Below are 15,887 nucleotides of genomic sequence, written 5' to 3' on the forward strand. Positions count from 1 at the left end.
CCAGTCGTTGCGGTTGAGGCGTGGGCGGGCTGGTGGCGACCGATCAGGTTGCGACCTGGCGGTACAGGGCCAGGTACTGCTCCGCGGCACCGCGCCAGCCCGAAGGGTAGCGCATCCCGCGCTGCTGCACGGTCTTCCAGTCCGCCGGGCGGCGGTACAGGGCAAATGCGCGCCGGGCGGCGCCAATCAGGCCCGCGGTGGAAAAATCGTCGAAGACGAAGCCCGTCGCATCCTCGTCCAGCGTCTCGAGACGGCTGTCCGAAACCGTGTCGCCCAGCCCGCCGACGCGGCGCACCAGCGGCAGTGTGCCGTACTTGAGGCCGTAGAGTTGCGTCAGCCCGCAGGGCTCGAAACGCGAAGGAACGAGGATGACATCGCTGCCTGCGATCAGGCGGTGGGCGAAGGCTTCATCATAGCCAATTCGCACGGCGACGTTCGCCGGGTCTGCTTCCGCCGCCGCGCGGAAGGCCGCTTCGAGCGCCGCGTCGCCACTGCCGAGCAGCGCGAACTGCGCGCCGCGGGCGATCAACGGTGGCAGAGCCTGCAGCACCAGATGCAGGCCCTTCTGTTCGGTCAGGCGGCTGACCACGCAGAACAGGGGGGAGGTCGGCATCTCGGCCAAGCCAAGTTCCTGCTGCAGGGCCGACTTGCAGCGCGCCTTGCCCTTGAGGCGCTCGGCCGAGAAATGCGTCGGCAGCAAGGGGTCGAGCGCCGCGTCCCACACTGCCTCATCCACGCCGTTGAGGATGCCCGTGAGGTCGTGCGCGCGCTGCCGGAGCACACCATCCAGCCCGCAGCCTTGCTCCGGGGTCTGGATCTCGCGTGCGTAGCTCGGGCTGACGGTCGTGATGCGGTCAGCGAAGTACAGGCCGGCCTTCATGAAGTTGATGCGGCCGTGGAATTCGAGCCCGTGCATGCTGAAGAACGGCGCCGGCAGGCCGAGTTCGGCGTAATGGTGGCTGTCGAACAGCCCCTGGTACGCAAGGTTATGCACCGTGTAGACGGACGCCGGCAGGCCGCGGCCCCCTGCGTCCCGGGCTGCGCGCAGGTAGGCCGGCGCCAGTGCGGCGTGCCAGTCGTGCGCGTGGACGACCTGTGGCCGCCAGCCCTCGTCCAGCCCCTGGGCAAGCTGGCCCGCCGCCCAACCGAGCAGGCCGAAACGCCGATGGTTGTCGGGGTAGGCGTGCTGCTGCGCGTCCGCGTAGGGGCCGCCGGCCCGCAGGTAGAAGGCGGGGGCGTCGATCACGTAGGCGTCGACCCCGCAGGCGGGCAGCGTGCCGCGCAAGAGGCGCGCATCGGCGGCTTCGAGGCCGGCGGGCGGGGCAAGCCGGGCCAGCTCGACCGCGCCCTGCAGATCGGCCAGGATCGGTGCGAAACCCGGCAGCAGCACGCGGGGCTCGGCACCGCAGGCACGCAGCGCAGCGGGCAGGGCGCCTGCCACGTCGGCGAGGCCACCAGTCTTCAGCAGGGGATAGATTTCGGCGCAGACCTGCAGGATGCGCATCGTGGTCTCCTCAGAGTGCGGCAAGCATGTCCCGGGTCACCAGGACCACGCCGTTCTCGGTGCGGTGGAAGCGCTTGGCGTCCAGTTCCGGGTCCTCGCCGATCACCAGTCCCTCGGGCAGCTTGCAGCGGCGGTCGATGACGACCTTGCTCAGCCGGCAATGGCGGTTGATCTGCACGTCGGGTAGGACGACCGCATCGCTGATGTCGCAATACGAGCGCACCAGCACGTTCGAGAACAATACCGAGTTGCGAACGACCGAGCCCGACACGATGCAGCCACCCGATACCAGCGAATTCAGCGCCTCGCCGCGGCGACCGTCGACGTCGTGCACGAACTTCGCGGGCGGCAGTTGCTCCTGGTAGGTCCAGATCGGCCAGTCGCGATCGTACATGTTCAACGCCGGCGTGGTGGAAGCGAGGTCGAGGTTGGCCGCCCAGTAGGCGTCCACCGTGCCGACGTCGCGCCAGTAGGGACCCGAATAGGGCGGGGTGGCGATCGCCGACATGTTGAAGGGATGGGCCAACGCCTGGCCCTCGGACACGGCGCGCGGAATGATGTCCTTGCCGAAATCGTGGCTGGAATCCGGGTTGCCGGCGTCCTCCTCGAGCAGGCGGAAGAGGTAATCGGCAGTGAACACATAGATGCCCATGCTCGCCAGCGCCATGTCCGGGTTGTCCGGCATGGTCGGTGGATCGCACGGCTTCTCGACGAAGGCGGTGATGTGGCGCTGCGTATTGATCGCCATGACGCCGAAGGCGCTCGCCTCGGAGCGCGGCACCTCGATGCAGCCGACGGTGACGCCTCGCCCGCTCGCCGCATGGTCGGCCAGCATGATGGAGTAGTCCATCTTGTAGACGTGGTCGCCGGCAAGAATGACGATGTACTCCTGCGGGCGCGAATTGCGGATGATGTCGAGATTCTGGTAGATCGCGTCGGCGGTGCCCCTGTACCAGTGCTCCCCGTCGACCCGTTGCTGGGCGGGCAGCAGGTCCACGAACTCGTGCATCTCGTTGCGCAGGAAACTCCAGCCGCGCTGGATGTGGCGCAGCAGCGAGTGCGACTTGTACTGCGTGATCACGCCGATGCGCCGCAGTCCCGAGTTCATGCAGTTGGACAGGGCGAAGTCGATGATGCGGAACTTGCCGCCGAAATGGACCGCCGGCTTCGCCCGCATGTTGGTCAGGTCGCGCAGGCGTGAGCCGCGTCCGCCCGCCAGCACAAGAGCCAGCGTTCGTCGCGCAAGCATGCGTGATTCGGCACTGCGGTTGATGTCCATGTTTCGCTCCCTCGTTATGTGATCGTCTTGCGCCGCCGTGCGTGTCGGATCGGATCAGGTGATGACGGTCGGCGCCGCCATGCCGCTGTGGCTGCGGATCCCGGCAATCTCGTCGGCGATGCGGATCAGCTCGGCGAGCGCCGCCTGCGCGGGCAGGTCGTGCCGGCTCGCGTCGGGTTCGAAGCGTTCGAGATAGACCCGCAGCGTTGCGCCCTCGGTGCCAGTGCCGGACAGCCGGAAGACCACGCGGCTGCCGCCATCGAAAATCAGGCGCACGCCCTGGCGTGTGCTGACCGAGCCATCGACCGGGTCGGTATAGGCGAAATCGTCGGCCTGGGCGATCCGCAGCCCGGCGCCGCAGTCCCGACCCGCGAGTTCGGGCAGCTTCGCCCGCAGCGTGGTCATCAGCGCATCGGCGCGCTCGGTGGCGATGCCCTCCCAGTCGTGGCGCGAGTAGTAATGGCGGCCAAAGCGCGCCCAATGCGCACGAACCAGCGTATCGACCGACTGTCCCGTCACCGCGAGCAGGTTGAGCCAGAACAGCACCGCCCACAGGCCGTCCTTCTCGCGCACATGGTTCGAGCCGGTGCCGTAGCTTTCCTCGCCGCACAGCGTCGCGCGGCCGGCGTCGAGCAGGTTGCCGAAGAACTTCCAGCCGGTGGGCGTTTCGTAGCAGGGGATGCCGAGCGCCGCGGCGACCGCGTCGGCAGCGCACGAGGTCGGCATCGAGCGCGCGATGCCCGCCAGCCCGTCACGGTAGCCGGGCACGCACGTCGCGTTGGCGGCCAGGACGGCGAGGCTGTCCGACGGGGTGACGACGAAATCGCGGCCGAGGATCATGTTGCGGTCGGCGTCGCCGTCGGAGGCGGCACCGAGGTCGGGCGCCTGCGGGCCGCTCATGGCCGCGATCAGTTCGGTGGCGTGCACGGGGTTGGGATCGGGGTGATGACCGCCGAAGTCCTCCAGCGGCTCGCCGTTCACCACGGTGCCCGCCGGCGCACCGAGCATGCCCTCGAGGATGGCGCGGGCGTAGGGCCCGCTGACGGCGCTCATCGCGTCGAAGCGCATGCGTCCGCCCCTGGCGAACCAGGCACGCATGGCGTCGAAGTCGAACAGCCGCTGCATCAGCTCCGCATAATCGGCCACAGGGTCGATGACCTCGATCTGCATGTCGCCGATGCGCTGCGTCCCGAGCGTCTCGAGGTCGACGTCGGCCGTGCCAGCGGCGATGCGGTATTCGGACAGGATGCCGCTGCGCGCGTAGATCGCCTCGGTGATGCGCTCGGGCGCCGGGCCGCCGTTGGCGATGTTGTACTTGATGCCGAAATCGCCCTCCGGGCCGCCGGGGTTGTGGCTGGCCGACAGGATGATGCCGCCGAAGCAGGCGTGCTTGCGGATCACCGCGCTCACGGCCGGCGTCGACAGCAGCCCGCCGCGGCCGACCAGCACCTTGCCGAAGCCGTTCGCCGCCGCCATGCGCAGGATGGTCTGGACCGCCACGCGGTTGTGGAAGCGGCCGTCGCCGCCGACCACCAGGGTCTGGCCTGCGCGGTCCGGAAGGATGTCGAACAGCGCCTGGACGAAGTTTTCCAGGTAGTGCGGCTGCTGGAACACGCTGACTTTTTTGCGCAGGCCGGAGGTGCCGGGACGCTGGCCGGGGAAGGGGCGGGTGCTGACGGTCTCGATATTCATGACGAGGTGTTTTCAGAGGGTGATGGGTGCGGCTCGGCCGCCGTGGCCGAGTCGATCAGGATGCAGAGGCTGCGGCCCGCAACGGCGATGGGGCCGGTAAGGGGTGAATCGGTGTCCGGCGCCGGAGCGCCATCGCGACGATCGCTGTCGAACACGGAGGTCCAGGTGCCGGCGGGCAGGACGAAGCGACGCGGTGATGCTTCGGGATTGACCAGCACGATGGCGGGTGAGCCCTTGCCAGCCCCGGGGTCGAGGCGCACCGCGAGCGCGCGGTCAGCGGTGCCTGCCCAATCGGTGCCCGTGAGCGCCCTGCCGTCCGCACGCAGCCACAAGGCCGAAGCGCTGTCGGCATCGGCTTCCGCCGCCGGCGACAACCAGCGCCCGATGCGCAAGGCCGCCCAGCGATGGCGCAGTTGCAGCAGTCGCCGGGTGCAGGCGAGCAGATCGCGGTCCGCAGCGGCCCAGTCGAGCCAGGTCGTGGCGTTGTCCTGGCAATAGGCGTTGTTGTTGCCGCCCTGGCTGTGGCCGATCTCGTCGCCCGCAAGCAGCATTGGTGTGCCCTGCGAGCACAGCAGCGTCGCCATCAGCGCCCGCTGCAGGCGATGGCGGAGCTCATTGACCTCGACACTGTCGGTTTCGCCCTCTACGCCGCAGTTCCATGAGGCGTTGTGGTGATGGCCGTCGCGGTTGTTCTCGCCATTGGCTTGGTTGTGCTTGTGGTCGTAGCTGACGAGGTCGCGCAGGGTGAAGCCGTCGTGTGCGGCGAGATAATTGACGCTGGCTGTGGGCGCCCGGGAGTCATGGTGAAACTGCGTGTTCGAACCTGCCAACCGGTGGGCAAAGACACCGCGATCGCCAATGCCGCGCAGCCACCAGGCGCGCATCGTGTCGCGGTACTGATCGTTCCACTCCATCCAGCCGGCCGGAAAGGCGCCGAGCTGGTAGCCGCCGGCGCCAAGATCCCAGGGCTCTGCAATCCACTTCAAGTCCGAAAGCACTGGGTCGGCCTGCAGCGCGGCGAAGAAGCCCGCGTCGCGGTTGAAGTTGCCGTGGCGGTCGCGCCCCAGCGTGCTCGCAAGGTCGAAGCGAAAGCCGTCGATGCCGTAGTGCGTGGCCCAGTGGCGCAAGGCGCCGACGACCAGCTCCAGCACCCGCGGCTCGGCCAGCTTCACGCTGTTGCCGCAGCCGGTCCAGTTCTGATCGTGCGCGGGATTCCCGGGCATGAGGTGGTAGTAGCGCGCATTGGCCAGCCCGCGCAGCGACAGCGTCGGTCCGGATGCATCGGTCTCGGCGGTGTGGTTGAACACCACATCGAGCACCACCTCGATCCCCGCGGCGTGCAGGGTGTCGACCATGTCGCGGAATTCGCCCGCCGCGCTCGTGCCGGGCCGGCCGCTCCAGTAGCGCGTCTCCGGCGCCAGCCAGGCGATGGGGCTGTAGCCCCAGTGATTCGACAGGCCGCGCAATTGCAGGGCCGCCTCGTCGGCGCGGAAGTGCACCGGCAACAGGTTCAGCGTGGTGATCCCCAACTCGCGGTAGTGCGCAAGCATCGCCGGATGGGCGAGGGCGGCATAGCTGCCGCGCAGTGCCGGCTCGATGGCCGGATGACGCATCGTCAGGCTGCGGATATGGGCTTCGTAGAGCACCATGCGGTCGCGCGCGATGCGGGGGCGGGGCGGGCGCGCGGCATACAGGGCCGGCGCAGGAACGCGCGCCTTGAGGGCATGCCTTGCGTTGTCGCGCGGGTCCGGCTGCTCGGGGGCCTGCGGCGTGTGGCCGGGGTGAAGCGCGAGCTCGGCGGCAAGCGCGGCATCGTCCGCGGGGCCCGGTCCCTGCCGCCCATAGCTGCCGACGACCTCCTGCGCCCACGGGTCGAGCAGCAGCTTCGCCGGATTGAAGCGGTGTCCCTGGTGCGGTGCCCACGGCCCATGCGCACGCAGCCCATAGACGAGTCCTGCTCCGGCTCCCGGCAGCAGGCCGTGCCACACGCCCTCGCTGCAGCAGGGGAGGTCGTGGCGCCCGATCTCGTGCTCGCCGCGGTCGTCGAAGAGGCACAGCTCGAGCCGCGTCGCGTCCGGCGCCCACACGGTAAAATTCACGCCCGCCTGCTCTCCGTCGACCACGCAGTGGGCCCCGAGCGGACCGGGCTGTCCGGATGCGAGCGTGATCGTCCTCGCGGGCGCGTGGGACAGGTCAGTCACGGCACACCAGCATCAGGGTGGCCAGCGGCGGCAGCGTCAGTGTCAGCGACTGCGCCTGGCCTTGCCATGGAAGCGGCTCGCTGGCGCGCGGCGGATTGCCCACGCCCGAGCCCCAGTACACCACCGAGTCGGTGTTGATCAGCTCGTGCCAGGTGCCGGCGACCGGCACGCCGATGCGCCAGTGTTCGCGCACCACCGGGGTGAAGTTGCAGACCACGACGATGCGCTGTCCGTCGCGCGCGCGTCGCTCGAACACCAGCACCGAGTGGTCGGCGTCGTCGTGGCTGATCCAGCCGAAGCCTTCGGGCGCCACGTCCTGCTCGTACAGCGCGGGATGGCTGCGCAGCACGAGGTTGAGGTCGCGCACCAGGCGCTGCATGCCCGCGTGCGGCGCGTGCTCGGTGAGGTGCCAGGGCAGGGATTCGTCGGCATTCCATTCCTGCCACGGCGCGAACTCGCAGCCCATGAACAGCAGCTTCTTGCCCGGATGCCCCCACATGAAGCCGTAGAGCAGGCGCAGATTGGCGAATTTCTGCCAGTCGTCGCCCGGCATCTTGGCGAGCAGCGAGCCCTTGCCGTGCACCACTTCGTCGTGCGACAGCGGCAGCACGAAGTTCTCGGTAAAGGCATAGACCAGCGAGAAGCGGATCTGGTCGTGATGGTAACGGCGGTGCACCGGCTCCTTCGCCATGTAGGACAGCACGTCGTTCATCCAGCCCATGTTCCACTTGAAGTGGAAGCCCAGGCCGCCGGACTGCAGATCGGCCGAGGGCGGACGGCTGACCTGCGGGAAGGCAGTCGATTCTTCGGCCAGCGTAATGGCTTCGGGCCGTTGCGTGCCGACCAGATGGTTCATCCGGCGCAGGAAGTCGATGGCTTCGAGGTTCTCGCGCCCGCCGAAGCGGTTGGGAACCCATTCGCCTTCCTTACGGCTGTAGTCGCGATAGAGCATCGAGGCCACCGCGTCGACACGCAGGCCGTCGATGCCGAAGCGCTCGATCCAGTACAGCGCGTTGCTCGTCAGGTAGTTGCGGACCTCGCCCCGGCCATAGTTGTAGATGAGGGTGTTCCAGTCCTGGTGGAAGCCTTCACGCGGGTCGGCGTGCTCGTACAGGTGGCTGCCGTCGAAGCGGGCCAGGCCGTGGTGGTCGGTGGGGAAATGCGCCGGCACCCAGTCGAGGATGACGCCGATCCCCGCCGCACGCGCCGCGGTGGTGAAGGCGCGGAAGTCTTCCGGCGTGCCGAAGCGCGAAGTGGGCGCGTACGGCCCGGTCGGCTGGTAACCCCACGAGCCGTCGAAAGGGTGCTCCTGGATCGGCATCAGCTCGATGTGGGTGAAGCCCTGTTCGATCACGTAGGGAATCAGGCGCTCGGCCAGTTCCCGGTAGCTGAGCCAGTTGCCATCCGCCTTGCGCTGCCATGAGCCGAGATGAACCTCGTAGATGCTGATCGGCGCATCGAGCGCGTTCGCACGGCGGCGCTCGTCATCGATGGCAACGCCAGGAAGCAGGCGCTGCACGACCGAGGCCGTCTGTGGCCTGACCTCGGCGCGGAAGGCGAAGGGGTCGGCCTTGACGCGGATGATGCCATCGCAGCCCAGGACTTCGTACTTGTACAGGTCGCCATCGCCGACGTGCGGCAGGAAGATTTCCCACACGCCACATTCGCGGCGCAGCCGCATCATGTGGCGGCGTCCGTCCCAGTTGTTGAAACCGCCCACGACCGATACGCGGCGGGCGTTCGGCGCCCACACGGCGAAGCGCGTGCCGGCAATGCCATCGACAACGACCGGATGCGCACCGAGCCACTCATAAGGGCGGTGATGGGTGCCCTCGGCCAGCAGCCAGACGTCGAGGTCGGTGAGTTGCGGGCCGAAGCGATAGGCGTCCTCGATCTCGCTGGAGATGCCGGGGCCGCCGTTGCCATCCTGCCACTGCACCCGCAGGCGGTAGGGAAAGCGCTGGCGCCGCCGCGGCATGGTTGCCGCGAAGACGTCGCTGTGCGGCAGACGCTGCAGGGCCGCCACGCGCCGTCCGCGGAGATCGACCACCTCCACCACCAGCGCTGTGGGCAGCAACGCGCGGACGACGATCCGGCCGTCGATCTCGTGCATGCCGAGGCAAGCGAAAGGATCGCCATGGCGTGCCTGCATCAGGCGGGCTGTTTCATCCGAGGAAAGCAGCGCGGCGTCGGATCGCGCAGCGGTTTTGCCGGGTTGCGCGTCAGGCTGCGGGGCCGGTCTTTCTTTCATGTGCCTTCCCGTACGGCATGTGGCCGTTTCGCTGTCGTCATCAGTTCAAATGCTGACACAAACGACGCCTGCTGCGGTGCACGATGAACGCAGGCTTGATCCACGGCAAATCCGGGCGCACCTCGCCAGTGAGTCAGGCAGGAGGATGGCGATAGCGGGCGATCAGTGCGGCGGTGCTCGCATCGTGCGGGTGGCGGTCCTGGTCGGCAGCCAGGTCGTCGAGCACGCGGGCCGCCAGTTGCTTGCCCAGTTCCACGCCCCACTGGTCGAAGGAGTTCACGCCCCACACGACGCCCTGGACGAAGGTGCGGTGCTCGTACAGCGCCAGCAATGCGCCAAGGGTGCGGGGATCGAGCCGTTCCAGCAGCAGCGTGTTGCTCGGCCGGTTGCCGGGGAAGACGCGATGCGGAACCAGCGCCCCGATTCGTTCCTCGCCAAGGCCCGCGGCACGCATCTCGGCTGCGGCCTCGTCGGCCGACTTGCCGCGCATCAGCGCCTCGGCCTGGGCGACCATGTTGGCGAAGGCGATGCGGTGGTGGTGCTCGGCGCCATCCGGGCGTTCGAGCACGCCGATGAAGTCGACCGGCGCAAAACCCGTTCCCTGGTGCAGCATCTGGAAGTAGGCGTGCTGACCGTTGATGCCGGGCTCGCCCCAGATCACCGGGCTGGTGTGGCGCGCCACCGGCGTGCCGTCGAGACGCACCGACTTGCCGTTCGATTCCATGTCGAGCTGCTGCAGGAAGGCGGGCAGGCGGTGCAGGCGCTGGTGGTAGGGGGCGATCACGTGGCTGCGCGCGTCGAGGAAATCGATGTTCCAGATGCCGAGCAGTGCCATGAGCACCGGCAGGTTCCGCTCGAGTGGCGCTTCACGGAAATGCGCGTCCATCGCGTGCGCGCCGGCGAGCAGCGCGTCGAAGCCCTGCGCGCCGATCTGCAGCACGATGGGCAGGCCAATGGCGCTCCACAGCGAATAGCGGCCGCCCACCCAGTCCCAGAAGCCGAACATGTTGGCGGTGTCGATACCGAAGCGGGACACCGCCTCGGCATTGGTCGACACGGCGACAAAGTGGCGGGCGATGGCCGCTTCGTCGCCGGCATGCCGGACCAGCCAGGTGCGCGCGGTGTGGGCGTTGGTCAGTGTTTCCTGGGTGGTGAAGGTCTTGGAGGCGACGATGAACAGCGTCGTGCCGGGGTCAGCGCTGCGCAACACGTCGTCGATCTGCACGCCGTCGACATTGGAGACGAAGTGCATGCGCAGGCGGGAATGGGCGAAGGGCTTCAGTGCTTCGCACGCCATCAGCGGGCCCAGGTCCGAGCCGCCGATGCCGATGTTGACGATGTCGGTGATCGGGCGCCCGTCGTAACCGAGCCAGTCACCGCAGCGAACGGTCTCGGCGAAGCGGGCGATGCGCTCACGCACGGCCACGACATCCGCCACGACGTTGCGTCCATCCAGCATCACGATCTCGCTGGGCGGCCGTCGCAGCGCGGTATGCAGCACGGCGCGCTGTTCGGTCGTGTTGATGCGTTCGCCGTCGAACATGGCCGTCCGGCGCTGTGCGAGGCCGGAGGCCTTCGCCAGTTCCAGCAGAAGCTGCAGGGTCTGATCGGTGACGCGGTTCTTCGAGTAGTCGAGGAACAGGCCGCACGCCTCCGCCTGCATGCGCCCGGCGCGCGTGGGGTCGGCCGCGAACAGTTCGTTGAGGTGCTGTTCGCCGAGTTCGGCACGATGGGCAGCAAGGCGCTGCCAGACGGATTCCGGGTTGGTAGTGCTCATGATCGAGATGTCGGATCAGGGCCCGGCAATGCGCTGGACCCACTGCGCCTATTGTGCCTGTTTTGTCGTGTCGTAACCCACGCGGACAGGGCATTTCAGCGCGGCCGCGGCACCGCGCAGCGCGGCATACGGCGCATCGATCACGAAAGTGGGAATGCGCGCAAGGTAGGACGAGAAACGCCCCTTGTCCTCGAAGCGCGAACGGAAGCGCGACTGCGCAAAAAGCGGGCCGAGCCGCGGCAGGATGCCGCCACCGAGGTATACGCCGCCGCTCGCGCCGAGCGTCAGCGCCAGGTCGCCCGCGACGGTGCCGAGCAGGGCGCAGAAGAGGTCCAGTGCTTCGGCACAATACGGGCAGGTGCCTGCGAGGGCCTGTCCGGTGATGTCCGCGCTGCCCAGCTTCCGCGGCGGGGCAGCGGCGAGATCGCGCACCGCATCGTGCAGCATGACGAGGCCGGGGCCAGACAGTACCCGTTCTGCCGACACGTGGTCGTGGTGCCGCCACATCCATTCGATGATGCGTACCTCGCGCGCATCGCGCGCAGCGAGCGTGACATGCCCCCCTTCGCCCTGAAGCGGCAGGTAGCCGTCCGCAGCGGGCAGGAGGCCGGATACGCCGAGGCCGGTGCCGGGCCCGATCAACCCGATCGCCTGTCCGGCCACCGGCGTACCGCCGCCCACAGCGTGCCGCTCGTCCTGCGCCAGCTGCGGCAGGGACAGGGCGAGCGCGGTGAAGTCATTCACCAGCAGCAGGCGGTCGAGGCCCATTCGCTGCCGCAGGTGCTCGACCGAAAAGCGCCAGCGATGGTTGGTCATCGCCACTTCGTCGCCCGTCACCGGATTGGCGATGCCGAAAGCGGCCACGGCCGGCAGCGCAATGGCCTCGAGTTCGACGTAGGAGCGAAGGGCCTCCTCGGGACCGGCGAAGTCCGCACAGTGCAGTACGCGCACATGGCTGAGGCGGTCGCGTTCATCCACGATGGCGAAGCGCGCGTTCGTACCGCCGATGTCACCCACGAGCCGCGCTTGCGCGGCCTGCTGTGTTTGCGTGAAAGTGCTCAATGATGGCGAAAGGGTGATTTGAGAGATGGGTGCAATCATGAAACCGCGCACCGATTCTGTCCAACGACACGGAAACGCGCGGCGCCGAAGTCGCTGCGGATGTCTGCCATCGTCGATCGGCCTTTCCCTGTGCTGAACCCATCCGGGACTTTCCATGCATCTGTCAAGACATAGCGGCATCCTTCTGCACCTTACCTCGCTGCCGGGGCCGCATGGATCGGGCGACCTGGGGCCGTCCGCCTACCACTTCGTGGACTGGCTGGTGGCGGGCAGGCAGTCGCTGTGGCAGGTGCTGCCGCTGGGCGGCATCGGGCCGGGCAACTCGCCCTACATGAGTCCGTCGGCCTCTGCCGGCAACGAACTGCTGATCGATCTCGCACAGCTCGTTGACCACGGCTGGCTCGATGCCGACGCCCTGGTGCCGGACCCGGGCTTCCGCGACGAGCGGGTGGGTTTCCCGCAGGTGATCGCGTTCCGCATGTCACGCCTCAAGCAGGCGGCAAGGCGATTCCACGCCGAGGGGCGCGCGGCTGACCGCCAGCGATTCGAGGTCTTCTGTCATGCAGAGCAGGGCTGGCTCGACGACTACGCCCTGTTCATGGCGCTCGATGCACGGCAGCGCGAGAGCGACGCGCCGGATGCCACCTGGCAGGACTGGCCGGCCGCCCTCGCGCGCCGCGAGCCCGCCGCGCTGGCGGCTGCGGCAGCCGAACTCGCGGAGGAGTGCGCGAGCTGGAAATTCTGGCAGTGGTGCTTCCGCGAGCAATGGCAGCGGCTGAAGGCCTACGCCAACGGGCGTGGCGTCCGCATCGTCGGCGACATGCCGATCTTCGTTTCCCCGCACAGCGCAGATGTGTGGGCGCATCCGCAACTTTTCGACCTCGAGGCCGATGGCCGCTTGCGGGTGGTGGCCGGCGTGCCGCCCGATTACTTCAGCGAGAAGGGGCAGCACTGGGGCAATCCGCTGTACGACTGGGCCGCCCATGCGCGCGAGGGCTACCGCTGGTGGATCGAGCGCATGCGCAACGCGCTGACGCTGTTCGACCTCGTGAGGATCGACCATTTCCGCGGCTTCGAAGCCTACTGGGCCATCCCGGCTGCGGCGGACAGCGCGGTCGAGGGCGCCTGGCAACCGGGGCCGGGGAGGGCGCTGTTCTCCGCCCTGTACGCGGCGCTCGGCCTGCAGGCCACACCGCAGAGCGCGGGCCGCCGGATCATCGCCGAGGACCTCGGCATCATCACGCCCGCCGTTGACGCGCTGCGGGCAGCGGCCGGGCTACCCGGCATGCGGGTCCTGCAGTTCGCCTTCGACGGCGATGCCGGCAACGCCTACCTGCCACACAACTTCACGCCGGACACGGTCGTGTATACCGGCACCCACGACAACGACACGACGCTCGGCTGGTGGCAGGCTCTGCCGGCCGCAACGCAGGATCAGGTGCGGCGCTACCTCGCGGTCAGCGGCGATGCCATTAATTGGGATTTCATCCGCGCCGCATCCGCGTCGGTCGCCCGGTTCGCCGTCGTCCCGATGCAGGACGTGCTTGGCCTCGACAGTACTGCCCGCATGAACCTGCCAGGCAGCGTCGAAGGGGTTTGGTGCTGGCGCTTCCACTGGGGCCAGGTCGACGGCTGGCACGCCGATCGCCTGGCCGAACTGGCCGCCCTTTACGGCCGGCTGCCGCAGGCGGAGGTCGCGACGCCTGAGTCGGCCCGAGGCGCTGATATACTCGCGCCATCCCATTAGCGACCCGGCCCGCGCGGCATGCCATTCAATATCCCCAACACCCTCACCTGGGCCCGCATTGCGCTGATCCCGATTTTCGTGGGCGTCTTCTACCTGCCCGACGCCTGGCTGTCCGTACCGCACAAGAACCTGATCGCCACCGCACTGTTCGCCGCCGCAGCCGTCACCGACTGGTTCGACGGCTATCTGGCACGTGCGCTCGGCCAGACGTCCGCCTTCGGTGCCTTCCTCGACCCCGTCGCCGACAAGCTCATGGTGGCCGCGGCGCTGATCCTGCTCGTCCAGCTCGCACGGGTCGACGCCATCATCGCCGTCATCATCATCGGGCGCGAAATCACGATTTCGGCGCTGCGCGAATGGATGGCCCGCGTCGGCAAGTCGGCCAGCGTGGCGGTCGCCCATGTCGGCAAGCTCAAGACCGCCGCGCAGATGGCCGCCATCCCCCTGCTGCTGTACAACGCGCCGCTGCTGTCCATTGACCTGACGAAGCTTGGCAGCGTGCTGATCTATGTGGCTGCTGCACTGACCTTGTGGTCGATGGGGTATTACCTGCATCGGGCCATTCCCCTGTTGATGGCCGACCAGAAGAGCTGACGCGCGGTAAGGCAACTTCAGCTTGACAGCCGAAAAACGCTGCCTATAATGGCGGTCTTTCCCGAGCGGGAATAGCTCAGTTGGTAGAGCGCAACCTTGCCAAGGTTGAGGTCGCGAGTTCGAGACTCGTTTCCCGCTCCAAGCATTCAGGTGGCAGGTGCAGGGCAGCAAGCCTCATGTGCCACGCAGGTCGAAATGGCCTGCACTGCAAAGCTTCACGGCGCGATGGCAGAGTGGTTATGCAGCGGCCTGCAAAGCCGTGTACCCCGGTTCGATTCCGAGTCGCGCCTCCAAACAGCAGCAAAGAGAACAGCCCGCCGCGTGCGGGCTTTTTCTTGTCTACCGTCTGCCCGTTCGGCCCTGCAGCGGCCGCATGCGGCAGCCGTTATGCTACGCGGGGCAGCACAGGAGAGCGTGACATGGGCGCAGACGCCGGGGCAGGGCAGCGGGCAGAGAGGGGCGAACCAACGCAGGAACGCTACCCCTTCGAGGATGAGACCGCTGCGGCGGCCGTTGCCGCATCGCTGAACCGTTTCTGTACGTGCCGCAGCCTGGACCCCGCGCGACTGCGCCGTCAGCTCGAAGTCGAACCCGCGCTGCACGGTCTGTCGACAGAAATCGGCCAGACGCGGCCGCACCTGTTCTCGGCCACGGCGGTGTTCATCTCGGCCGAGACCCTCCAGGCAATGAGCCGGATCGTTGCCGCCATCGAGCAGGTCGTCGCAATGCCCGGCTATCGCGACGCAGTGCTCGCGAGCGCGCCCGCCATCGCTCAACGGTCCCCGGGGCCGCGCGGAGTGTTCATGGGCTACGACTTCCATCTGGGCGCCCAGGGTCCGCAGCTGATCGAGATCAACACCAACGCCGGCGGGGCGATACTGAACCTTGCACTGGCGCGAGCGCAGGAGGCCTGTTGCGCGCAGATCGTGCGTCACCTGCACCCCACGGCCGACCTGGAGGCCTTGCCCACCGTCTGGCTCGATGCCTTCATGCACGAATGGGCGCTGCAGGGGCGCAGCGGACGGCCCGCACGCATCGCCATCGTCGACGAGGCACCCGAGCAGCAGTTTCTCCATCCCGAGTTCCTGCTGTTCCGTCAGCTCTTCGCCGCCGCCGGCATCGATGCCGTGATCGCCGATCCGGCCGAGTTGTCCTGGATCGGCGGCGAACTCATGCATCAGGCCGGCCGCATCGATCTCGTGTACAACCGGCTCACGGATTTCTACCTCGAGTCGCCCGGCGTCTCAGCGCTGCGCGCGGCCTACGAGGCCGGCGCCGTCGTGCTGACACCCCATCCGGCTGCCCACGCCCTCTACGCCGACAAGCGGAACCTCGCAGTCTTCAGCGATCGAGAACGCCTCGCCGCGCTTGGCATCGCGCCCGAACTCATCGACTGCCTGCTGGCCGGCATTCCACGCACCGTTGAAGTCACGCCCGAGCGGGCCGAGGCGCTGTGGGCGGACCGCCGCAAGCTGTTCTTCAAGCCGGCGACCGGCTTCGGCAGCCGCGCGGCCTATCGTGGCGACAAGCTCACCCGCAGCGTGTGGGAGCACATCCTCACCGGCGACTACGTCGCCCAGCGTACCGTCCCGCCATCCGAGCGACGTGTCGCGCTCGACGGACAGGACAGCGATCTGAAGCTCGATATCCGCGTGTATGCGTACGACGGCCACCTTCAGCTGGCCGCAGCCCGGCTGTACCGGGGGCAGACGACCAACTTCCGCACGCCGGGTGGCGGTTTCGCGCCGGTGTTCGTGACGGGCTGAAGGCACAGCCGCCC

At 68.0% G+C, this 15,887-nt stretch carries 10 protein-coding genes and 2 tRNA genes; 5 read left to right on the top strand and 7 right to left on the bottom strand.

The genetic code is table 11. The features are described 5' to 3' along the window. Positions 1–43: 43 nt before the first annotated feature. The 7 genes from glgA to CGK74_RS06695 all read right to left on the bottom strand — a co-directional run bounded on the left by glgA (position 44) and on the right by CGK74_RS06695 (position 11,805). Positions 44–1,504, bottom strand: coding sequence for a glycogen synthase GlgA (gene glgA / locus CGK74_RS06665; RefSeq protein ID WP_094267714.1), 1,461 nt, complete (start codon positions 1,502–1,504; stop codon positions 44–46). A 10-nt stretch (positions 1,505–1,514) separates the two neighbouring features. Then, the gene (glgC, locus tag CGK74_RS06670) at positions 1,515–2,783 is read right to left on the bottom strand and encodes a glucose-1-phosphate adenylyltransferase (RefSeq protein WP_094267715.1); all 1,269 of its coding nucleotides are present in this window, start codon (positions 2,781–2,783) and stop codon (positions 1,515–1,517) included. Between the two features lie 54 nt (positions 2,784–2,837). After that, positions 2,838–4,475 (bottom strand): alpha-D-glucose phosphate-specific phosphoglucomutase, encoded by a 1,638-nt coding sequence (locus CGK74_RS06675; RefSeq protein WP_094267716.1) that lies wholly within the window; start codon positions 4,473–4,475, stop codon positions 2,838–2,840. Then, a complete protein-coding gene (gene glgX / locus CGK74_RS06680) occupies positions 4,472–6,676 on the bottom strand; it encodes a glycogen debranching protein GlgX (RefSeq protein WP_240498645.1) in 2,205 nt (734 codons plus the stop codon). Before glgX ends, CGK74_RS06675 begins: the two co-directional genes overlap by 4 nt. Next, a complete protein-coding gene (gene glgB, locus CGK74_RS06685; RefSeq protein ID WP_420823166.1) occupies positions 6,669–8,927 on the bottom strand; it encodes a 1,4-alpha-glucan branching protein GlgB in 2,259 nt (752 codons plus the stop codon). The genes glgX and glgB overlap by 8 nt, the downstream gene beginning before the upstream one ends. Positions 8,928–9,060: 133 nt before the next feature. Further along, a complete protein-coding gene (gene pgi, locus CGK74_RS06690; RefSeq protein WP_094267718.1) occupies positions 9,061–10,704 on the bottom strand; it encodes a glucose-6-phosphate isomerase in 1,644 nt (547 codons plus the stop codon). 48 nt (positions 10,705–10,752) lie between these two features. After that, positions 10,753–11,805, bottom strand: coding sequence for a glucokinase (locus CGK74_RS06695; RefSeq protein ID WP_094267719.1), 1,053 nt, complete (start codon positions 11,803–11,805; stop codon positions 10,753–10,755). A gap of 115 nt (positions 11,806–11,920) precedes the next feature. Here CGK74_RS06695 and malQ point away from each other — a divergent pair, with 115 nt between their 5' ends. The 5 genes from malQ (at position 11,921) to CGK74_RS06720 (ending at position 15,873) form a co-directional block, all read left to right on the top strand. Next, on the top strand, positions 11,921–13,513 hold the full coding sequence (malQ, locus tag CGK74_RS06700) for a 4-alpha-glucanotransferase (protein WP_094267720.1): 1,593 nt from the start codon (positions 11,921–11,923) through the stop codon (positions 13,511–13,513). An 18-nt stretch (positions 13,514–13,531) separates the two neighbouring features. Continuing rightward, a complete protein-coding gene (gene pgsA / locus CGK74_RS06705; protein ID WP_094267721.1) occupies positions 13,532–14,107 on the top strand; it encodes a CDP-diacylglycerol--glycerol-3-phosphate 3-phosphatidyltransferase in 576 nt (191 codons plus the stop codon). Positions 14,108–14,172: 65 nt separating this feature from the next. Beyond that, positions 14,173–14,248 (top strand) — tRNA-Gly (locus CGK74_RS06710). Between the two features lie 78 nt (positions 14,249–14,326). After that, a tRNA-Cys gene (locus CGK74_RS06715) sits at positions 14,327–14,400 on the top strand. Positions 14,401–14,526: 126 nt separating this feature from the next. Beyond that, a complete protein-coding gene (locus CGK74_RS06720) occupies positions 14,527–15,873 on the top strand; it encodes a hypothetical protein (protein ID WP_240498647.1) in 1,347 nt (448 codons plus the stop codon). Positions 15,874–15,887 lie beyond the last annotated feature (14 nt).

Source organism: Thauera propionica, from assembly GCF_002245655.1.
GTDB classification, from domain to species: domain Bacteria; phylum Pseudomonadota; class Gammaproteobacteria; order Burkholderiales; family Rhodocyclaceae; genus Thauera; species Thauera propionica.